The sequence below is a fragment of the Pseudomonas sp. rhizo25 genome (genome assembly GCF_031931935.1).
Classification (GTDB): domain Bacteria; phylum Pseudomonadota; class Gammaproteobacteria; order Pseudomonadales; family Pseudomonadaceae; genus Aquipseudomonas; species Aquipseudomonas synxantha.
Genome location: NZ_JAUJXA010000006.1, coordinates 47,194 through 67,632, shown reverse-complemented (window position 1 = coordinate 67,632; position 20,439 = coordinate 47,194). Strand labels below are relative to the sequence as shown.

General features: G+C 60.4%; 17 protein-coding genes. 4 read left to right on the top strand and 13 right to left on the bottom strand.

Annotated features, from left to right (window positions below; translation table 11 throughout):
• Positions 1-67: 67 nt before the first annotated feature.
• The 5 genes from QZR30_RS15295 to minC form a co-directional block, all read right to left on the bottom strand.
• Positions 68-1,357 carry a M18 family aminopeptidase gene (locus QZR30_RS15295; protein ID WP_046071837.1) on the bottom strand — a complete coding sequence of 430 codons (1,290 nt, stop codon included), beginning with the start codon at positions 1,355-1,357 and terminating at the stop codon, positions 68-70.
• A gap of 187 nt (positions 1,358-1,544) precedes the next feature.
• Positions 1,545-2,180: an RluA family pseudouridine synthase gene (locus tag QZR30_RS15290; RefSeq protein ID WP_005789965.1), complete on the bottom strand. Its 636-nt coding sequence runs from the start codon at positions 2,178-2,180 to the stop codon at positions 1,545-1,547.
• Positions 2,181-2,276: 96 nt separating this feature from the next.
• Positions 2,277-2,531: a cell division topological specificity factor MinE gene (gene minE, locus QZR30_RS15285; RefSeq protein WP_003175252.1), complete on the bottom strand. Its 255-nt coding sequence runs from the start codon at positions 2,529-2,531 to the stop codon at positions 2,277-2,279.
• A 3-nt stretch (positions 2,532-2,534) separates the two neighbouring features.
• The gene (gene minD, locus QZR30_RS15280) at positions 2,535-3,347 is read right to left on the bottom strand and encodes a septum site-determining protein MinD (RefSeq protein ID WP_003175251.1); all 813 of its coding nucleotides are present in this window, start codon (positions 3,345-3,347) and stop codon (positions 2,535-2,537) included.
• 200 nt (positions 3,348-3,547) lie between these two features.
• A complete protein-coding gene (gene minC, locus QZR30_RS15275) occupies positions 3,548-4,285 on the bottom strand; it encodes a septum site-determining protein MinC (protein WP_034117002.1) in 738 nt (245 codons plus the stop codon).
• A 119-nt stretch (positions 4,286-4,404) separates the two neighbouring features.
• Here minC and QZR30_RS15270 point away from each other — a divergent pair, with 119 nt between their 5' ends.
• Both QZR30_RS15270 and QZR30_RS15265 read left to right on the top strand, forming a co-directional pair.
• Positions 4,405-5,340 carry a lipid A biosynthesis lauroyl acyltransferase gene (locus QZR30_RS15270; protein ID WP_311903622.1) on the top strand — a complete coding sequence of 312 codons (936 nt, stop codon included), beginning with the start codon at positions 4,405-4,407 and terminating at the stop codon, positions 5,338-5,340.
• Positions 5,341-5,370: 30 nt separating this feature from the next.
• Positions 5,371-6,519: a patatin-like phospholipase family protein gene (locus QZR30_RS15265; protein WP_311903620.1), complete on the top strand. Its 1,149-nt coding sequence runs from the start codon at positions 5,371-5,373 to the stop codon at positions 6,517-6,519.
• Between the two features lie 111 nt (positions 6,520-6,630).
• Here QZR30_RS15265 and QZR30_RS15260 read toward each other — a convergent pair whose 3' ends face one another.
• From QZR30_RS15260 to puuE, 7 genes are all read right to left on the bottom strand, one after another.
• Positions 6,631-7,416 carry an outer membrane protein OmpK gene (locus tag QZR30_RS15260; RefSeq protein ID WP_043049813.1) on the bottom strand — a complete coding sequence of 262 codons (786 nt, stop codon included), beginning with the start codon at positions 7,414-7,416 and terminating at the stop codon, positions 6,631-6,633.
• A 233-nt stretch (positions 7,417-7,649) separates the two neighbouring features.
• Entirely contained in the window at positions 7,650-8,999 is a 1,350-nt protein-coding gene (locus tag QZR30_RS15255; protein ID WP_311903619.1) for a nucleobase:cation symporter-2 family protein, read from the bottom strand.
• Between the two features lie 187 nt (positions 9,000-9,186).
• The gene (locus QZR30_RS15250; RefSeq protein WP_311903618.1) at positions 9,187-10,470 is read right to left on the bottom strand and encodes a urate hydroxylase PuuD; all 1,284 of its coding nucleotides are present in this window, start codon (positions 10,468-10,470) and stop codon (positions 9,187-9,189) included.
• Positions 10,471-10,521: 51 nt separating this feature from the next.
• Positions 10,522-11,025, bottom strand: coding sequence for an ureidoglycolate lyase (locus tag QZR30_RS15245; protein WP_005789953.1), 504 nt, complete (start codon positions 11,023-11,025; stop codon positions 10,522-10,524).
• Positions 11,026-11,170: 145 nt separating this feature from the next.
• Entirely contained in the window at positions 11,171-12,166 is a 996-nt protein-coding gene (alc, locus tag QZR30_RS15240; protein WP_005789952.1) for an allantoicase, read from the bottom strand.
• 41 nt (positions 12,167-12,207) lie between these two features.
• Complete coding sequence (uraD, locus tag QZR30_RS15235) at positions 12,208-12,723, bottom strand: 2-oxo-4-hydroxy-4-carboxy-5-ureidoimidazoline decarboxylase (RefSeq protein ID WP_046071842.1); 516 nt, start codon at positions 12,721-12,723, stop codon at positions 12,208-12,210.
• Positions 12,720-13,646 (bottom strand): allantoinase PuuE, encoded by a 927-nt coding sequence (puuE, locus tag QZR30_RS15230; RefSeq protein WP_046071843.1) that lies wholly within the window; start codon positions 13,644-13,646, stop codon positions 12,720-12,722. The genes uraD and puuE overlap by 4 nt, the downstream gene beginning before the upstream one ends.
• Positions 13,647-14,077: 431 nt before the next feature.
• Here puuE and uraH point away from each other — a divergent pair, with 431 nt between their 5' ends.
• Together uraH and QZR30_RS15220 are read left to right on the top strand one after the other, a co-directional pair.
• Positions 14,078-14,431, top strand: a complete 354-nt coding sequence (uraH, locus tag QZR30_RS15225) for a hydroxyisourate hydrolase (protein ID WP_046071844.1) — start codon at positions 14,078-14,080, stop codon at positions 14,429-14,431.
• 160 nt (positions 14,432-14,591) lie between these two features.
• Entirely contained in the window at positions 14,592-19,814 is a 5,223-nt protein-coding gene (locus QZR30_RS15220; protein ID WP_311903616.1) for a dermonecrotic toxin domain-containing protein, read from the top strand.
• Here the strand turns inward: QZR30_RS15220 and QZR30_RS15215 are convergent.
• A complete protein-coding gene (locus tag QZR30_RS15215) occupies positions 19,801-20,430 on the bottom strand; it encodes a LysE family translocator (protein ID WP_311903615.1) in 630 nt (209 codons plus the stop codon). The genes QZR30_RS15220 and QZR30_RS15215 overlap by 14 nt on opposite strands.
• Positions 20,431-20,439 lie beyond the last annotated feature (9 nt).

Here is a 20,439-nt window from a genome sequence, read left to right as displayed (position 1 = left end):
CAATGTGGGAGGGGCGGTGCGACGATTCGACTTGCTCCCACACTTCGATCACATTTCGCCCATCAAATCAGGGCAGGTCGCGGCTCGCATAAAACGCACCCAGCACCTTCACCAGATGCGCCAGGTCATGGCTGCCGCACAGTTCACGAATGGAGTGCATGGCAAAGGTCGGCAAGCCGATATCCACGGTACGCACGCCCAGGTGGCTGGCGGTAATAGGCCCAATCGTCGAGCCGCAACCCATGTCGCTGCGTACTACAAAACTCTGCACCGGCACTTCCTCGGCCATGCACAAGTGGCGGAAAAACCCGGCGGTTTCGCTGTTGGTGGCGTAGCGCTGGTTGCTGTTGACCTTGATTACCGGGCCGGCGTTGAGTTTCGGGCCGTGGTTGGCGTCATGCTTCTCGGCGTAGTTGGGGTGTATGCCGTGGGCATTGTCGGCCGATACTAGAAGGGATTTCTGAATGGTGCGTACGAACTCATCACCTTCGGGCAACAGGCGGCGCAGGGTCTGTTCCAGCATCGGGCCATCGGCGCCGCAGGCCGAGCAGGAGCCGACTTCTTCGTGGTCGTTGCACACCAGCACGCAGGTTTCGTCGGTCTCGCTGGTCAGCAAGGCTTGCAGGCCGGCGTAGCACGACAGCAGGTTGTCCAGGCGCGCACCGGCGATGAAATCGCCATTGAGGCCGATGACCGCGGCACTTTGGGTGTCGTAGAAGCTCAGCTCGTAGTCGAGCACCACATCAGCGTTCAACCCATGCTCGCGGGCCAACTGCTCGGTGAGTACGGCGCGGAAGTCCACGCGTTCGTCACCGGCAAATTGCGCGAGGATCGGCGGCAGCTCGGTCTGGGCATTGATCGCCCAGCCTTGGTTGGCTTCACGGTTGAGGTGAATGGCCAGGTTGGGAATGATCGCGATGGGCAGCTTGAAATCGATCAGCTGGCTTTCGACCTTGCCGTCACGGCGGAAGGTCACGCGGCCGGCCAGGGACAGGTCGCGGTCGAACCACGGTGCCAGCAGCGCGCCGCCGTAGACTTCTACCCCTAACTGCCAGAAACCCTGGCGTTGCAGCTCAGGCTGGGGCTTGACCCGCAGGCATGGGCTGTCGGTGTGGGCGCCGACCAGGCGGATGCCGCCCTGCAGCGGCGAGTGACGGCCGAGCTTGAAGGCGATGATCGAGGAGTCGTTGCGGGTCACGTAATAGCGACCGTTGGCCTCGGTGGCCCAGGTGTCGCGCTCGTCGAGACGCTGGTAACCGGCCGCTTCCAGGCGTTGGGCGAGGGCGGCAGTGGCATGAAAAGGAGTAGGGGAGGCCTTGAGGAAGTCGATCAGGCCTTGATTCAACGCTTCGCGCATAAATAGCTCCAGACAGCAATGCGCGGAGTTTACCGTATTGGTTTGACTCGGTGTCTAGAACTGACACAGAACTAAATGTGGGAGGGGGCTTGCTCCCGATGGCGGTGTGTCAGTGAGCAAATACAGTGACTGACACTCCGCCATCGGGAGCAAGCCCCCTCCCACAGTTTTGATTGTATTGCCAATTCTAGAACGGGGCAGGGCACTCGAAGCGCAAGCGCTCGCCGCTTTGTGGATGGGTGAAACTGAGCATGCTTGCATGCAGGCACAGCCGCGGCCAGGCAGCCAACGCTTGTTCATGGGCATACAAGCCATCACCCAGCAGCGGATGCCCGATGGACAGCATATGCACACGCAACTGGTGCGAGCGCCCGGTGATCGGCGTCAGTTCCACGCGGCACCAGTCGCCACAACGCTCCAGCACTTTCCAGAAGGTCAGGGCGTGCTTGCCGAACTCGTGGTCCACCACATGCCGTGGCTTGGTCGGCGGGTCGTAGCGCAGGGGCAGGTCGATGCTGCCGCTGTCCAGTTCCGGCTGGCCCCAGGCCAGGGCGGTGTAGGCTTTTTCTGTTTCGCGGTCGTGAAACTGGCGGGACAGTTCGCGGTGGGTGTCGGCGTCGCGGGCCAACAGGATGATCCCGGAGGTTTCCCAGTCCAGGCGATGGACGATCCGGGCCTCGGGGTAGCCGTTTTCCTGCAGGCGGGTAATCAGGCAATCCTTGTTGTCGTCGGCGCGACCCGGCACCGAGAGCAGCAGGGTCGGCTTGTTCACCACCAGGACGGCATCGTCCTGATGCAGGATATGGATATTGGACAGCGGCATTAAACAGCCTCGTAACAAACGCCAACGGCGGCTCGACCACCTGGCTCCCGAAGAGGGATCAAGGTGACCGAGCCGCCGTGGCGACCGCCCTTTCGATCAACGATCGGGCAGGGTGATATTGAGTTCCAGAATCGAGCAACTGCCGTCATTTTCCAGGGCGACATGCACGTCATCGTTACCGATATTGACGTACTTGCGGATCACCTCGACCAGTTCCTTCTGCAAGGCTGGCAGGTAGTCCGGCGTGCTGCGTTGGCCGCGTTCGTGCGCCACGATGATCTGTAGACGCTCTTTCGCTACCGACGCGGTACTTGGCTTTTTGTTGGCGCGAAAGAAGTCGAGAAATTTCATTGTTTAGTTGCCTCCAAAGATACGCTCGAAGAATCCCTTCTTCTTGACATCGAGGAAGCGGTGTTCCACGGTCTTGCCCAGCAAGCGATCCACGGCATCGCTATACGCCTGGCCGGCGTCGCTCTGGTCGTCGAGAATCACTGGCACGCCCTGGTTGGATGCCTTAAGCACGGCCTGGGATTCCGGGATCACGCCCAGCAGGGTCACTGCGAGGATTTCCTTCACGTCTTCAACGCCGAGCATTTCACCATTGCTGACGCGCTCAGGGTTGTAGCGGGTGAGCAGCAGGTGTTCCTTGATCGGGTCCTGGCCTTCTTCGGCGCGCTTGGACTTGCTGGCCAACAGGCCGAGCATGCGGTCCGAGTCACGTACCGAGGAGACTTCCGGGTTGGTCACCACGATGGCTTCATCGGCGAAGTACATCGCCAGGTGAGCACCGGTCTCGATACCGGCCGGGGAATCGCATACCACGTATTCGAAAGTTTCTTTCAGCTCGGCGAGGACCTTGCCTACGCCCTCTTTGGTCAGCGCATCCTTGTCACGGGTCTGGCTGGCGGCCAGCACGTACAGGTTTTCAAGGCGCTTATCCTTGATCAGGGCCTGTTGCAGGTTGGCTTCGCCGTTGACTACGTTGACGAAGTCGTACACCACGCGGCGTTCGCAGCCCATGATCAGGTCGAGGTTACGCAAACCGACGTCGAAGTCGACGATGACTGTCTTGTGGCCGCGCAGAGCGAGGCCGGTACCGATAGCGGCGCTGGTGGTGGTCTTACCCACACCACCCTTGCCGGATGTAACCACGAGAATCTTGGCCAAGGTGTTTCACCCCTAAGGAAAAAGGACTTTTCAGTCCCTGAAAAACATCTCTTGGAACTCGCTGCAGGCGGACAGCCTTTGTAGGAAAAAGATGCAGTTTCCGCAGGGAAACACCAACTTCCAAATATTCCTACACAAGTCTTGCCGGTTTCGCTTTGCTATCAGAGTCTAGAGATGCTTGGAAAATGCGGCAGTATCCGTTAAAGACGGATGATGTTCAACACATCGCCCGACAGGTTGACCTGCACCGAAGCCCCCCACAGCGGATCACGGCGCAAATCTTCTGAAACCTTGTACTGGCCTGCGATGGACACTAGCTCAGCGGTCAACTGCTGGCAAAAAATCCGGGCCTTGGTATCACCCTTGATGCCGGCGAGGGCGCGGCCGCGCATCGGGCCGTATACATGGATGTTGCCATCGGCAAGAAGTTCCGCCCCCGGGCTGACCGAGGAGATCACCACGAGATCACCACCCTGGGCGTAAATCTGCTGCCCGCCGCGTACGGGCGAGGTAATGATCTTTGTTGGCTTGATCGCAGGCTCGGGCGGTTTTTCCGGTTTTTTCTTCTCTTCACCGACCAATGGTTCGAGCGGACGCTCACGGGCGCCGGACGGTGGCAGTACTGGCAGTTCAATGGCGATGGCTGCGGCAATGTCTTCGATACGGCTGGCGCGAATCGCCAGGGTACGCAAGCCATGGGAGCGGCATACGCGCATCAGCCCGGGCAAATCAATCGCCCCTTGGCCGGCCGGGAGTTTGTCCAGGGCCAGTACCAGCGGGGCATTGTTGAAAAAGTTCGGCGCCAAGGCGACCTTGGCGGCCAGTTGGCGGTCCAGGGCATCGAGGTCGTTGCGGGCCAGTTCCAGCACGGTAATGGCGAGCATGCTGCCTTTCAGCTGGAACACGGGATCTTGGTCTAGCGGTTCGGTTTGGCTCATGGTCGGCGAAAGCGGCTTGTCACGAAAAGTGTCGAGACTTATAACGAGAACACTCACCCGCCGCAAGCCGAGTCGAACCGTTGTAGAATGCGCGGCCCTTGTCTTTACCGGAATCTGTAATGGATCGCCCGCGTTTTCGAGCTGTATTTCTTCACCCGCGTTTTTGGCTGCTGTGGCTGGGGCTCGGCCTGCTGTGGCTGGTCACCCAGTTACCGTACCGGGCGCTGTTGACCATTGGTCGCCTGCTGGGCGTGGGCATGTACCGCGTGGCCGGCGATCGCCGCCGTATCGCGGCGCGCAACCTTGAGCTGTGCTTCCCGGAAAAGTCCGCCAAGGAACGCAAACGCCTGCTCAAGGAAAATTTCGCCTCCACCGGCATCGCCTTCTTTGAGATGGCCATGAGCTGGTGGTGGCCCAAGCCGCGCCTGGCGCGCCTGGCCCATGTCGAAGGGCTGGAACACCTCAAGCAGGCGCAGTTGGAAGGCAAGGGCGTGATCCTCATGGCCTTGCATTTCACCACCCTGGAAATCGGCGCGGCGCTGCTCGGGCAGAAACACACCATCGATGGCATGTACCGCGAGCACGGCAATCCGCTGTTCGACTTTATCCAGCGCCGTGGCCGCGAACGCCACAACCTCGATTCCCTGGCCGTGGAGCGCGACGACGTGCGCGGCATGCTCAAGCTGCTGCGCGCCGGCCGCGCCATCTGGTACGCACCGGATCAGGACTACGGCGCCAAACAAAGCATCTTCGTGCCGCTGTTCGGCATCCAGGCCGCCACTGTCACCGCTACCAGCAAGTTCGCGCGCCTGGGCAAGGCGCTGGTTGTGCCGTTCACCCAGGAACGCCTGGCCGATGGCAGCGGTTACCGCTTGGTGATCCATCCGCCGTTGACCGACTTCCCCGGCGAAACCGACGAAATCGACTGCCTGCGCATCAACCAATGGGTCGAAGCCTCGGTACGCGAATGCCCCGAGCAATACCTGTGGACCCACCGCCGCTTCAAGAGCCGACCGGCGGGTGAACCCAAGCTGTACGAAAAACGCCGCCGATAAGCGCTGGCTTTTCCCACATGGAGTGACGCAATGCGCCCAGTTGAACCGGTCACAGGCTTGATTCTTTCTGGCGGCGGGGCGCGAGCGGCGTATCAGGTGGGGGTATTGGCGGCGATTGCCGAGTTGCTGCCACCAGGGGCGCCGAATCCTTTTCCGGTGATTGTCGGCACGTCGGCTGGTGCGATCAATGCGGTGAGCCTGGCCAGCGGGGCCACCGATTTCCGTGCGGCTATCCAGCGACTGACGGCGTTCTGGCAGGGCTTTCGCAGTCACCAAGTGCTGCGCAGCGACTGGCCGGGGGTGATACGCCAGGCCAGTCGTTTCCTCATCCACAGCCTATTGGGCCTGGGCGCACAGGTACCAGTGGCACTGCTCAACAGCTCGCCGCTGCGCGAATTGTTGCAAGAACGCCTGAGCCTGGACGGCATCGACGAAGCCATTCGCTGCAAGCATTTGCAGGCGGTGGCGGTCACGGCCTTCGGTTATGAATCCGGGCAAGCGGTGACCTTCTATCAGGGCGGCGGCACCATCGATGCCTGGTTGCGCCATCGACGGATCGGCGTGCCCACCCAACTGACGGTGGAGCACCTGCTGGCGAGTTCGGCGATTCCGCTGTTGTTTGCGCCGGTCAAGCTCGATCAGGAGTACTTCGGCGATGGCGCGGTGCGCCAGTCGGCGCCGATCAGCCCGGCCCTGCACCTGGGCGCCAGCCGCGTGTTGGTGGTCGGCGTGAGCGGCAACCCACGGGGCAATGAGCCTTCGGTGCAACGCACCTACACCGGCCAGGAGCCGACCCTGGCGCAAATTGGCGGGCATATGCTCAACAGCACGTTCATCGACAGCCTGGAAAGCGATATCGAACTGCTGGAGCGTTTGAACCAGTTCAGCCGCGTCGTGCCTGCTGATGCAGCGGTACAGGGCCTGGCGCCGGTGGAAGTGCTGGTGATTGCGCCCAGCCAGCCGATCGACGAGATCGCTGCGCGGCATCGCCAGGAATTGCCGGCGGCGTTGCGTTTGTTCTTGCGTGGGCCGGGGGCGACCAAGACCAGTGGCGCGGGGGTATTAAGTTACTTGCTGTTCGAGGCGGGGTATTGCAGCGAATTGATCGAGTTGGGGCGCAAGGATGCGCTGGCCAAACGTGAGCAGTTGTCGCGATTCCTCGGCCTGACGCAGAGCTGAAAATGTGGGAGGGGGCTTGCTCCCGATGGCGGCGATTCAGTCACAGATACTTTGAATGACACACCGCTATCGGGAGCAAGCCCCCTCCCACATTTTGTCCAGCAGTGTTTATTAGAAGTGGTACTTGACCAGGAAGCTCGCCGTGTCCTGGGTAGTCTTGAACGCGCCGCTATCTTCAATCCCGTACTTGTTCTTCCAGTAGTCGTATTCAAAACCCACATACAACTGCTTGTCGCCCCAATGCAGCGCCTTGCCCAGGTCATATTTGACCTGCGGGTTAAAGTGCAGGTTGGCGTGATAAGTACCACGGGCGTTCTTGTCGTTGTCCACCACCCAGTCCATGAAGCCGTCGATCAACACGTCGGAGTTGCCTACGGGAATGGTGTAGGACCACACCGGGGTGATCTGCCAGACGCCGTCACCCGGGCGGTTGCCTTCGGTCTGGCGCTGGTAGAAGTTCAGCTGGAAGTAGTCGAAGCCAGGAATGTTCAAGTCGATGGCAGGACCGAGCAAGTAGGACTCGTTATCGCCTTCGCCGAACTCGTAGGTGAAGGCCAGCAACACATCCTTGATCGGGCCGAACGACAGGTCCTTGTCGAAAATCTTGCCGAATGACAATCGTGGGCTGAACTCGCCGTAGTAAGTATTGGGGCCGACGTTGCCGTCTTCCTTGCCGTTGTAAAAGATACGGTCGAGGAAGAAGAAGTTGTCGCCATACTTCCATGCGTCAGCATGTTCGAAGGTGACGGTTTGCTGGATCTGCGGGTTGACGGTAAAGCTCTTGCCCCACAGGTAGGTCAGGCTGTTGTTCTGCCATTGCAACAAGTCGCCGGCTCCGGCTTGGCCGGCGGCCAGCAGGGATCCTGCCAGCACCAGGCCCTTGAACATAGGTTTCATTCGGTTGCTCCCGAGTTAAAGTTTTTTTATGTTTTTTCTAATCTGGCGCTCTGATGTGGCGCCTTTGGATTCGCTGAAAAAATCATCTGATTGGTCAGCTTTTATGCTTACAGCAAAAGCCGCGCCAAGGCGGTTAAAAACCGTCGATTCAAGCGGGCGCGGAGAATACTGGCTCCCACGTCCTGGCTCAAGTGCGCCGTTACAGCGCGCGCAGGACGACAATGGAGCATGCTTCAGGTGTGGACGTGCTCAACGGCAACGCGCTCAGCGCCGCCCAGGATGTTGAACAGTATGTTCAGCGACAACGCGCTGAGGGTGGCCATAGCGATGCCACTATGGGTAATCGGGCTCATCCATAGCGGCAACTGCGCGAAGAACTCCGGGCGTACCACGGGGATCAGGCCCATGCCGATGCTCACCGCTACCAACAGCTGGTTACGGCGGTCGGCAATGTCGGCTTCCTGCAAAATCTTGATCCCGGTCGCCGCCACCATGCCGAACATGGCAATCGCCGCGCCGCCGAGTACCGCGGGTGGAATCGAAGCCACCAGGTAGGCCGCCTTGGGCAGCAGGCTCAGCACAATCAAAAATGCGCCGGCCATGATGGTGACCGAACGGCAGCGCACGCCGGTCATCTGCACCAGGCCGATATTCTGCGCGAAGGAGGAGTGGGTAAAGGTGTTGAAGAAACCGGCAAAGAACGACGCGCCGGCATCACACAGCAAGCCGCGGCGCAGCATCTTCGGCGTGACCTCCTGATCGGTGATCTTGCCCAGGGCGAGGAACATGCCGGTGGACTCGACAAAGATGATCACCACCACCAGGCACATCGACAGGATCGGCGCCAGCTCGAACCTGGGCATGCCGAAGTGCAACGGCGTCACCACTTGCACCCAGGGCGCCTGAGCCAGGCCACTGAGGTCGACCATGCCGATAACAGCGCACAACCCGTAACCCAGGCCCATGCCGATCAGCACCGAGATATTCACCCAGAAGCCGCGCATGAAGCGGTTGATCAGCAGGATGGTGGCCAGTACCAGGGCGGCAATCGCCAGGTAGATCGGTGAGCCGAACGTGGCGGCGGCACTGCCACCCCCGGCCCAGTTCACGGCCACGGGAAACAGCGAAAGGCCGATGGCGGTAATCACGGTGCCGGTCACCAACGGCGGGAAAAAGCGTACGACCTTGGACATGAATGGTGCGATAAGCATGCCGAAGAACCCGGCGGCTATGGTCGCGCCGAAGATGCCCTGCAAGCCGATACCGGGCATGCCGGCCATGGCGACCATGCTGCCGACGGCGGCAAAACTGGCGCCCATCATCACCGGCATGCGGATGCCCACCGGGCCGATACCGAACGATTGCACCATGGTGGCGATCCCGGCCACCAGCAGGTCGGCGTTGATCAGGAAGGCGATTTCTTCACGGCTCAAGCCCGCGGCCTGGCCAATGATCAGGGGCACGGCGACGGCGCCGCCGTACATCAGCAAGACGTGTTGCAGGCCAACCAGAATCAGTTGCAAGAGGGGCAGCCGCACCATGGCGGGCGCGGCAGGAATCTGCGGTTCGACTAACTCGGTCATGCAACACCTCGGATCTTTTTATTTTTGTGTTGTTTGGCATTCAATTGCCATTAGCGCTGTTCGCAATTCCTGTAGGAGCGAGCTTGCTCGCGAAGAACCCAAGAGCGCCGCGTTCATTCAGCATGTGCGCGATATCGTTGACGTCCTTCGCGAGCAAGCTCGCTCCTACAGTGGGTGATGTACATAGTTAATTGGTACGCGCCCCCTGGGTGATCCAGGAACCAATCAAATCCCGCTCCTGCTGGGTCATCTGGGTGATGTTGCCCAACGGCATGATCTGGCTGGCCACGGCCTGTGCTTGAATGCGCGCGGCCTGCTGCTGGATCTGTGCCGGTGTGTCGAACATCACCCCTGCCGGCGCCGTGCTGAACAACGGGCTGGTGGGCTTGGCCGAATGGCACACAGTGCAGCGCTGCTCAATCACGTGATGCACCTGGCCGAAATCGGTGGTGGCCTGGGCCGGTGCCGGTTCAGCAGCTGGAGCGGCAGGCGCTGCGGGCTTCAAACCACCGCCCAATGCCGTTTCCGGCAGTGGCTGGTACTCGATCGCTGCAGGTGCCTTGGCTACTTCCGGAGCCGGCTTGGGCCCGGTCACGTACGCCAGGCTGATCATCGCCAACGCGCCCACCGGTAAGGTCCACGCATACTTCTGGCTGTTGTGCCGGGTGTTGAAGTAGTGCCGCACCAACACCGCCGCTACCGCGATCCCGGCCAGGATCAGCCAGTTGTATTGGCTGCCATAGGTGCTCGGGAAGTGGTTGCTGATCATGATGAACAGCACCGGCAAGGTGAAGTAGTTGTTGTGCCGCGAACGCAGCAGGCCCTTGGCCGGCAGCGCTGGATCCGGCGTGCGGTTCTCGGCGATGGCCGCCACCAGTGCGCGTTGCGCCGGCATGATGATGCGGAACACGTTACCGACCATGATCGTGCCGATCACCGCGCCCACGTGCAGGTAGGCACCGCGGCCGCTGAACACCTTGCTGAAGCCGTAGGCCGCCGCAATCAACAGCACGAACAGGATCAAGCCGAGCAGGGCAGGGCGCTTGCCCAGGGCTGAGTCGCAGAGGAAGGAGTAGATGAACCAGCCGGCGAACAACGAGCCGATGCCCAGCAGCACGCCTTCGGTGCCGCTGAGGCTGCTGCCGGGGGCGAGCAGGTACAGCGTCGGGTTCCAGTAGAACACCACGCACAGCAGCGCGACGCCCGACATCCAGGTGAAGTAGGCTTCCCATTTGAACCAGTGCAGGTTGTCCGGCATGGTTGGCGGGGCCAGTTTGTATTTTTCCAGGTGGTAGATACCGCCACCGTGGATCGCCCACAAGTCACCGGCCAGGCCGCTCTTGGGGTTGACGCGATTGAGGTTGTTTTCCAGCCAGACAAAGTAGAACGAAGCGCCGATCCAGGCGACGCCAGTGATCATGTGAACCCAGCGCACGCTCAGGTTCAGCCATTCCATCAAATGTGCTTCCACAGTCTTTACCTCTCGCCTGTCACCCTTGTTGTCGGGTGATCCGGCCTTCTCTTATTGGTGGGGGGCGAGGATCAACCGCTCATCCTCTTTGAAAAAATGCTCATCGCAGTTATTGCCTGTGCCACTGCGATCAACCACCAGGAAGTCATCCCGCTTTTCGATCGTCAGCACCGGGTGGTGCCAGACGCCGCGATGGTAATTGATGCCCTGCCTGCCGTTGGTGACGAAGGCGCGGACCAAGCCTGATACAGGTGCATCGCCAAGTGGCGCGACCACGATCAGAAAGGGGTTGCCGAGCAGCGGAATAAAAGCCTGGCTGCCCAGCGGGTGTCTTTCCAGCATGCACACGGTCAGCGGCATGTCCTGCGCGTCGGCGCGGAAGATGCTGATGATGGCGTGGTCTTCAGGCTGTGCTGTTTCGACCGTTGCCAACTTGTGAAAGCGCATGGTCGACCCGTTGTTGATCATGAAGTGATCGCTGCCGTCGGTTTCGATAACGTCTCCGAAAGGGGCGAAGGCTTCTTTGGTCAGGGGTTCGATCATCAGTGTGCGCATGGCTGTCTTCTTAATCTTGAATTGTTATTGGATCAGTGTAGGAGCGAGCTTGCTCGCGAAAAACTCAACAACACCGCGTGTATCCAGGATGGGCGCGTTATCGTTGACGATCTTCGCGAGCAAGCTCGCTCCTACAGTCTCAGCATTACTTCGATACTTTGCCCAGGACGCGCAGGCGACTCACACCGCCATCCGGGAACACATTCAGGCGGATATGGGTAATCGGCCCCAGTGCCTTGATCTGCTCGGCGAAGGTGTGCTCGGCGTGCATCTCCAGTTTCTGCGCCGGCAACAGTTCGCGCCAGAACAGCGATTGGGTTTCGATCTGGCTGTCGGTGCCACCTTTCACGAACGCGCCCTGGATCGAGCAGGTGTCCGGGTAGTTGCCCTTGAAGTGCAGGGTGTCGACGATGATCTTCTCTATCTCGCCCGGGTGGCCGAGGGCGACGATCACCCAGTCATTGCCAGGTGTACGACGACGCGCGGTTTCCCAGCCGTCGCCCATGTTGATGCCACGGCCCGGGTTGAGGATGTTGCTCATGCGTCCGAAGTGTTCGTCGGAGCAGGCCAGGGCACGCCCGCCATTGAGCGCGGCAGCCAGGTCGACCTGTTCGTTGTCGCCCACCGAAGACCAGTCGCGGAACGGCACGCCGTACACACGCAGACGGGCTACGCCGCCATCCGGGTAAATGTTGAAGCGCAGGTGGCTGAACGCCTGGTCGTTATTGATTTCGTGGTAGTGGTGGCTGTTGCCTTGCAACTCGACCGCCGACAGCACTTCCACCCACTGGGTATTGGCGTCCGGCTCGCCCGAGGCCAGGAAGCAGGCTTCCAGGGAGGCCGACGGCGGGAAGTTGCCGGTGAAGAATGAAGTGTCGATGTCCACACCTTTGATCGAACCCGGCACGCCCAGGCGGATCACCGCGCTGTCGTAGCCTTCGAAGCGCTTGCGGCGTGACTCCCAGCCGTCCATCCACTTGCCGTTGTCATCGAAAACGCCCTCCTTCCACACGGCCGGGGTCGGCTGGAACAGTCGGTTGGCGTCGGCGAACCAGTCATCGGTCACCGAGATGATCTTGGTGCCCAGGCGGGCGTCGGCCAGGTTGACGAACTTCTCGAAAGGTACGGCGTAAGCTTTCATTCTTCTTGTCTGCCTTAGATAGAGTGGCTGGGGATGGTCGTTTAGAGGGTCAGTAAACGGAACAACGCGATCTTGTTGATCTCGTCCAGCGCGCACTTGAACTCGGTGTCTACCGAGTTGTGTATGCGCGTTTCGAACGCGGCGAGGATCTGATGCCGGTTGCTGCCTTTTACCGCCATGATGAAGGGAAACTTGAACTTGGCCTTGTAGGCGTCGTTCAGCTCGGTGAAGCGAGAAAACTCTTCGGCCGTGCATTGGTGAATCCCCGCGCCAGCTTGCTCATCGGTGCTGGCTTGGGTCAGTTGGCCCTGGACGGCGGCTTTACCGGCCAGGTCCGGGTGAGCGTTGATCAATGCCAATTGGCGGGTGTGATCAGCACTCAACAGGATATCGCTCATGCGCTGGTGCAGGGTTTCGATCTGGTCGATCGAAGCATCCTGGCCCAGCTCGAAGGCCTTTTCGGCCACCCATGGCGAGTGTTCGTAAATATCGGCAAAGGCCTGGACGAAAGCGTCGCGGCTCAAGGTCGAAGGTTTCAAGGTCTGGAATGCAGTCATTTCGCCGCTCCCGTGTAGGGGTGGGTTTGCTGCCAATGGCGGGCAATGTCGACACGCCGGGTGAACCACACCTGTTCGTGACTCTTGGCGTATTCAATAAAACGCTTCAAGGAGGCCAGGCGGGCAGGGCGGCCGATCAGGCGGCAATGCAAGCCGATGGACAGCATCTTCGGTGCCTCGGCGCCTTCGGCATACAGCACGTCAAACGCGTCTTTGAGGTACTCGAAAAAATCATCGCCCTTGTTGAAACCCTGCACCTGGGTAAAGCGCATATCGTTGGTATCCAGGGTGTAGGGGATCACCAGGTGCGGCTTGCCGGTGGGGTTATTGGGTTCCCAGTAAGGCAGGTCGTCGTCGTAGGTGTCGCAGTCATAGAGGAAGCCGCCTTCCTCCATTACCAGCCGTCGGGTGTTGGGGCCGGTGCGCCCGGTGTACCAACCCAGTGGGCGCTCGCCGGTCAGCTCGGTGAGGATGCGGATCGCTTCGAGCATATGCTCGCGTTCCTGGGCCTCGTCCATGTACTGGTAGTCGATCCAACGGTAGCCATGGCTGCAGATTTCGTGACCGGCATCGACCATCGCACGGATCACATCCGGGTGGCGTTGGGCGGCCATGGCCACGGCGAAGATGGTCAGCGGAATATCGAATTGCTTGAACAGCTTGAGGATGCGCCACACACCGGCACGGCTGCCGTATTCGTACAGCGACTCCATGCTCATGTTGCGCTCGCCTTGCAGCGGCTGGGCCGAGACCATTTCCGAGAGGAAGGCTTCGGACTCTTTGTCGCCATGCAGGATATTGCGCTCGCCGCCTTCTTCGTAGTTGAGTACGAACGATAGCGCGATGCGTGCCTTGCCCGGCCAATGGGGGTGAGGAGGGTTACTGCCGTAACCGATCAGGTCGCGTGGGTAGTCAGCGCTCACTGCAGTCTTCCTTCTTGTTCGTCGAGGTGGCGATGAGTGATTGTATACAACTTATTCGCCACTTTGTAAGTGTGCATTTCTGCATTTTTTCTGAACGGTCGGTTTACAAGGGTTGCAAGAAACCTGCCTGACTGGTCAATTTAAGCAAAATAATTGCGCTGTCTGCGTAGGTGCATAGAACTGTAGGAGCGAGCTTGCTCGCGAAGAACTTAAAGTCACCGCGTTTCTCCTGAAGACCCGCGGTATCGTTGGCGATTTTCGCGAGCAAGCTCGCTCCTACAGGGGGCAGGGCAAGAGACGCGATGAGTAGGCTGAATTTATTGTGTACAATTTTTGTTGAAAGTGTCTTAATCGACCATCGCCGACTTTTTCACTGCCCTGAAAAAGTGCGGGTTTTCTCTTCTACTGACTTCAGGAGGCGCGTAAACGCCATGGGACGTTTGACCACACACGTTTTGGACGCTGCGCACGGCTGCCCCGGCAGCGCGATCAAGGTCGAGCTGTACCGTGTCGAAGGTACACAGCTGCAACTGGTTGCCAGCGCCCGGACCAACAGCGACGGCCGTTGCGACGCGCCGCTGCTGCAAGGTGACGACTACCGCAGCGGTGTCTACCAGCTGCAATTCAGTGCCGGCGACTATTACCGAGCCCGTGGTGTGCAATTGCCGGAGCCTGCGTTTCTCGATGTGGTGGTGCTGCGCTTCGGCATCAGCGCCGAACAGGATCATTACCATGTGCCCCTGCTGATTTCGCCTTACAGCTACTCCACCTACCGCGGTAGCTGAGTCGTCACCGCGCTTTACCCCCAATGCTCTTCGTTGGTTTCGCCCGCGCACACTGCGGGCTTTTTTTTGCCCGCGGCCCGTGCGCCGCGCCCAACTATGTAACGCACCCTGGGTGGCCGGGGTGCCTAGGCTCGGCTTTTTCTGTACGGGAAAGCCCGCCATGAGCACTGACACCACCTCCACCTGGGCCGATAAGCTCGACTTCGATGACCCGCACACTACATCGGCAGACCGCGACGAGGCGATGCGCACGCTGCTGACCCGTCGGCTCAACGCAGTCACGCAACCCAGCCTGGAAATCAATCGGCTCCACGAAGCACAGGCCAGCGCCAGCGAAGCGGCCAAGACCCTCAGTGGTTTGCTCGGGCGCGCGCCCAGGGTGCTGGGCATCGTGCGCAGCGCGCTGCAGGAGGCGTTTGGCCTGGACCCGGACACCGTGCTGTTCACCGAACCGCGGCCACCGGCCCCGGCCCAGAAGATCGACAGCCTGACCGAGCGCGCACTGGCTTTGCTGATCCAGCCCTATGTGCCGGTCAATATCAACCACTTCACCACGCTGAGCATCAAGGACGATCCGGCCCGTACCTTGCCCTATACGGCCTGGGATGCGCTTGTGCGAGTCAAGGGGTTGACCTTGCTCGAGCGCATCGAACAGGCGACCCGTGAGTACTGGCAACAGCTGGCCCATGGTTCGTGGTTGACCCGTCGCGGGCGCTGGGCGCAATTGCGTACGTCGTTGTTCGCCGCCAATGCGTTGCTGGCCCATCGCTTGTATCAACTGTCTGACAGCGGCTTTGACATGCTGCGCAAATTGCTCGAAATACCCGACGGCGACCAGCGTCAGCGGGCCGGCGGCGAATGGGCGAATGTCCATGTGTGCAGGGTCATGTGGCCCGGCACCAACCAGCGCAGCGTGCCGGTTCCAGGGGCCTTGCATATCTATCGCGAGGGCGGTGAGGGGGATTCGCCCCACGTGGTGTATCTGCCCGGCCTGTTTCGCCAGTTCTACGAGTTCGGTTCCTGGCACCAATTGGTGTGCGACCTGCCGATACTGGTCAATGGCCCGCTGAGTCGTGTGTTGTGGCAGTGCCTGCCGTTGCGGCGTTGGCATGAACTGTGTGAGGCGCCCAGCGTTACCCCCACGCCGTTCATCCCTCAGCGCGGGAGCCTGTTGCGTGACGACGCGCTGTTCGCCAGCGCCAGCGAGGTGCTGGACGGGCAATGGGATAACGAACTGGCGTGCGCCTTGTCGATCAATCACGCCGCAGTGGGCCTTCAGGGCGCGAACGCGTCTGCGGCGCCCGATGTGTGGCGCTTGCTCAAATTTATCGAGAAAGGGCGTAGGCGCCTGGTCACCTTCCCACGCTTGGGACATACCCTGCAGATCTTGCTGGAGTGGGATCGGCAGCGCCGCAGCGGCGAGATTGTGGCAGGGCACCTGGCGCCGGAGCTTGCGTGGAAAACCCGCGAGGCGCAGCTCAAACGTTATGAAAAAGCCCTGATGGGCCTGCTCGACGCGACGGACGTGGGCAAGGGCAGCGTGGCCTACCAGGATTTCCTCAGTCTTGAGCGCCAATGGCAGGCCCAGGTAGCGGCAGCGCGCAAATGGGCCCGGGGGCCGTCGGATCGCGTGTTCAAAAAAGATTATTGGCAGGAGCAACCCGAGGGCTCGCGCAATCGTGGCTCCTTGCTGGGTGCGGCACAGCTGAGTGCGTTGCTGTATGAGGCACAGATGCAGCAGCGCCTGAACCTGATCAGCGATGCCCACCTTGTGCACCTGGAAGCGGCGTTGAGTGAAGCTTGGCAGCCTGGGCAAAAGGCTACGGATACCTGCGTGCTGCAAGTCGCGGTGGGCGGCGATGCCGCTACCTTGTACCCGCTGCTCGGCGCGGTGCTGGTGACCGGCAACGCGGCCCAAGCCAACCCCGGCGCCTCGTACCCGGTGCTGCTATATGTGACCGGCCGCTACGGAGGGCTGGTAGCGTTTGATTCCCTGAATGCTTTTGCCGAGGCGCTTGAAGCCAGCCTGAAAAGCCGCGATGGCTCTATGCTGTGGCGCTGTATCGGGCGGCATCAGCGGGAACAGGCACGCACGGCGATCAGCGCGTTGCCCACGGGGGCATCCCTGGTGGTGAGATATGAAATGATCAAACGCGCCGTGATCAAGGACCTGTTTATCAAGCATATGCAACATCACGTCGCGATGAACAAGCTGATAGATCAGGGAAAGCGGCTGTTCAGCGAGGTGAGTGACCGGCAGCTGAGCCGCCTGTTATTGGCACAGGAATTGTTCGACGGCCTGCTGGTCCCGGCCAATGATGCACGAACCCTGGCCGTGGCCAATTTCAGCCTGTTGCAGTTGGCAGCCAGCCAGGCGAGCAAGCTGCCCGCCTGGCTGGCCACGGCAACCCGCGCCCAACGCCAGCACTACAGGGGCCTGTGTCGCCGCTACCTGGCCAATGCCTGGGCGGTTGAACAAAAACTGTGGCTGGAGTTGCCCGACCTGGAATCCTTTGCCCGCCAGGCACTGATCGCCCGTTTGAGCAAAGATGGGTTTTACCCGCAACTGGATATCGATAAACCGCTGCTCGATATGCCCGATGATGTGAGTTCCCAAATGTGTAGCTGGTCAAGCCAATGCGCGGTAGGAGATCGCAATGCGAAAATCACCGTCAGTCAGCAGCGCACCACCTTCAGCCTGCTGCAACTGGCGCTGCATAACCTTGATCCCAAGGCCCCCTGGACCCGCTGGCGCTTGAACCGGGCACGCTGGCTGGACTCGGCATGGAAAGACCGGCTGAGTGTGTCTTACCTGGTCAAGACCCTTGCGTCCCTGGACGTGGGCGGGGAATACGACAAGCTGATCCGGCGTGCGTTCTACCCGTCGGCATCGACCCAGGTGCCTGCCCCGGGCCTGTCCCAGGCCTTGGTTTATCGGGCCTTGCAGCAAAGGGCCCAGATGCAGGTGTACAGCGCGATCCGGCAAGGCTTGAGCGATCAGGCGCAACGTGTGTTCAGCCGCGTCATGGCGGCGCAGGCGGCGAGCGATCTGAAAGGTGATGGGTTGGATGTGCAATTGGGCTTGGTGCGTCTGGTGGGCCATACCCTGGAACATGATCGCCATATCGCCGGGATACTGGTCATGCACGACAGCCTTTCCGGGCTGTGTGTCGTGTATTGGCCCGCCGCGCTGGAAAGCCCACCCATCGCCGAGTACGCCAGCGTGGCCCTGGCCGAGCAAGCCTTGAACAAGGTCGGCGCCTTGTCCCTGAACCTGAAGGCGTTGGCGGGCCAGGTGGCGCCCGACTGGGAGGTCCAGGCCGTCAACAGCTATCCCGACGAAGATCCGCAGATGGAACCCCGCCAATTATTTATACGCCGGGTTTATGTACCGGTGGTTGCGCGTTTTGTCAGGCAGCTCTTCCGTTTTTTCACGGTGCGACACAAGGTTCCAGCGGTAGACCAAAGCAGTGTCGAGGTACAAATCAGCGAGCAGATTGCGCTGGCGCCCGATGCTTGGCTGGCGATGGTGACCACGTCCCAGGGCAACGCCAGGGCGCTGCTGGCCCACGCGCGGATGTTCGAGCTGCAACGCCGTGCCCAGGCCCAGTCCAATTCTTCCCAGGTATTAGAGGCATATCGCGAGCAACGCCTGGGCGAACAGCACGCCGCGAGCATTCGGGGGCTGTTGTCATTCGTGCCGGTGTTGGGCGTGGGTATCAGCTTGTATGAAATGCTGCTCGCGGCACGGCGCTATCATTTCAGCGGCGATGCCCATGACGCCGTGGATGTAGCGTTCCTTACCCTGATGGCGTTCCTCGATGTGTTGTTGTCCTTTCTCCCTGCTCCCAAGGGTATGCGTGTTGCGCGGCCCTCCTTGTCGCATTTGCATCGCCACCATGGGTTCGCCAGTGGCGCATTCGCCGGCCTGAGAGTGTCACCTGGCAAACCGCTCAGTCTGCTGGGGCATTTCAAATCCTTGAGTGGGTTGGAGGGCGCCGTTGAGTTGAAGTGGCCGGAAGGCAAGGGGCGGTATGTGAAGAATGGCCAACAGATGGTTACCGAGGGGCAAGAGGCCTACTCGGTGTATCAACGTAAGAATGAATCGGCGCTGCGCCTGAAGAAAACCCAGGGCGATGGGCAAGATGAATTGCTCTTGAACATCGACCAGCCCAGGGAGTGGTTGCTGGGGGCCGATGCACCACAACCGGGGCCCAGTTCGGGCGTGCTCAACCCGTGGCGCGGGCAAGCGCAGACGGTGCAGGACTGGCAACCGCCGATTGTGCGTACTGCTACACAAACCAGAATTGTGCAATCAAGCTCAACGGCTACCCATTGGCAAAATTGGCGCATCCCACCCGGGGAAGTGGGGCAAATATCGCGGTCTCCGTCTGCCGGGGTGTTTTACATTGATCCGGATGCTCGAGGTTTTCCCCACAATGTCATCCGGGTGGCACCTGCCAATACCCATCTGATGTATCCGTTGAGCAGCTATTACAGGATGCTTCCCGAGGGCAACCAGGCTCCCCTGCAGGGCATTCAGTTTATCCACAGGAATGAGCCGCTGGTTTCGTTGGCCCGTGCTGACATTGAGCGTTGGACGGTTACGCAAACGCTTGAGCAGCCTGTTCCGGTAACCCATGTTCAAGCCAGTGAATGGCGGTTCCATGCCCCCCTGTTCGACAAACCTTTGACGGACTCTGTGGGCACTGCGTTCCCCACCATGACAACCCACAGCCGGGAGTTCACCGTCGCAAGGTTGATTGAGTTATCAGGCCCGGAGCGCCCTGCAACGGCCACTCATCTGCTCAACCTGCGGGCGGCGCTCGACGAATGGATACCCCAACCCCCTGCGCGGCCTGGCCAGACGGATGACTTGCTGCGGATGTTGCGTCCCCATGACCTGGGCGATGCGTACATACACATCGGTTTCGATGGTAAAGCGCCTGGTTTTACGCGGGTAGACTTCACTCCGGCCGTCCCTTTAGAGGCCAGGCTCCAGAGAGACAAGCACCTGGTTGCAGCTAGACAGGCTACGCAACGAGTGGCAATTCAGAGGGTACTCAATGATCAGGGTTTCACTGTGCGGGAGCTCCCGGTAGCACGCGACAGGGCGGGTGTGATACCGGATTTGATCGCAACTCATCCCAATTCTCCAAACCGACTGTACTACGTGGCATATCAGTGGCTTGAGAAGGGGAGCATCAGGATGTTGGGCAAGTTCAAGGAGCGTTGGCTGCGCAAAAGTGCGTCAGCAGACGCCGAGGTTAAACTTGCGCTGGAGCAAGGGCGCCTGGTTTCGATCATGGCCGGCATTCAATGGCCTGTCTTTGGACGAGTGCCTGCCAGTGTTTACTTCATCAAATTGGCTACTGTCCCTTAAGCAGCGACACCACCCCGGCACCGCCGAACAGTGCGGCGCTCACCCGGTTGAACCAGCTTTGGCCATTGCCGCTGCGCAGATACCGCGCGGTGCCATGGGCGCCCAGGCCGTAAGCCAGCTTGCACAGCAGGTCGAGCACAGCCCAGGTGGCAATCATGACCAGCAGCTGTGGAAAGAACGCTTGCTGACTGTTGAGAAATTGCGGCAGGAAGGCGGCGAAAAACAGGATGTCCTTGGGGTTGCTGGCACCCAACACAAAAGCCCGGCCAAACAGAGCGCGAAAGCGTGGCACTGCCGGTGCCTGCGAGGACTGGGCCACGTGGGCCGGTTGCCGCGCTTGCTGCCAGCTCTGCCAGGCAAGATAGAACAGGTACAGTGCGCCGACGATTTTCAAGGCGCTGAACCACTGCTCCGATGCCAGCAACAGCGCGCCCAGGCCCAGGGCCGAGGCGCTCAGCAGGCAGATCGAGGCAATCACGCCGCCGAGAAACGCCGGGTATGAACGGCGCAGGCCGTAGTTGAGGCTGTTGCTGATCATCAGCAGCGACAGCGGGCCGGGGATCAGGATCACAATCAATGCAGCGCCGCTGAACAGCAGCCAGGTTTCCAGGGTCATTTACAGTCC

Coding starts and splice junctions, on each gene's coding strand:
- QZR30_RS15295 (WP_046071837.1), bottom strand. CDS start 1,357: ATGCGCGAAGCGTTGAATCAAGGCCTGATCGACTTCCTCAAGGCCTCC.
- QZR30_RS15290 (WP_005789965.1), bottom strand. CDS start 2,180: ATGCCGCTGTCCAATATCCATATCCTGCATCAGGACGATGCCGTCCTG.
- minE (WP_003175252.1), bottom strand. CDS start 2,531: ATGAAATTTCTCGACTTCTTTCGCGCCAACAAAAAGCCAAGTACCGCG.
- minC (WP_034117002.1), bottom strand. CDS start 4,285: ATGAGCCAAACCGAACCGCTAGACCAAGATCCCGTGTTCCAGCTGAAA.
- QZR30_RS15270 (WP_311903622.1), top strand. CDS start 4,405: ATGGATCGCCCGCGTTTTCGAGCTGTATTTCTTCACCCGCGTTTTTGG.
- QZR30_RS15265 (WP_311903620.1), top strand. CDS start 5,371: ATGCGCCCAGTTGAACCGGTCACAGGCTTGATTCTTTCTGGCGGCGGG.
- QZR30_RS15260 (WP_043049813.1), bottom strand. CDS start 7,416: ATGAAACCTATGTTCAAGGGCCTGGTGCTGGCAGGATCCCTGCTGGCC.
- QZR30_RS15255 (WP_311903619.1), bottom strand. CDS start 8,999: ATGACCGAGTTAGTCGAACCGCAGATTCCTGCCGCGCCCGCCATGGTG.
- QZR30_RS15245 (WP_005789953.1), bottom strand. CDS start 11,025: ATGCGCACACTGATGATCGAACCCCTGACCAAAGAAGCCTTCGCCCCT.
- alc (WP_005789952.1), bottom strand. CDS start 12,166: ATGAAAGCTTACGCCGTACCTTTCGAGAAGTTCGTCAACCTGGCCGAC.
- uraD (WP_046071842.1), bottom strand. CDS start 12,723: ATGACTGCATTCCAGACCTTGAAACCTTCGACCTTGAGCCGCGACGCT.
- uraH (WP_046071844.1), top strand. CDS start 14,078: ATGGGACGTTTGACCACACACGTTTTGGACGCTGCGCACGGCTGCCCC.
- QZR30_RS15220 (WP_311903616.1), top strand. CDS start 14,592: ATGAGCACTGACACCACCTCCACCTGGGCCGATAAGCTCGACTTCGAT.
- QZR30_RS15215 (WP_311903615.1), bottom strand. CDS start 20,430: ATGACCCTGGAAACCTGGCTGCTGTTCAGCGGCGCTGCATTGATTGTG.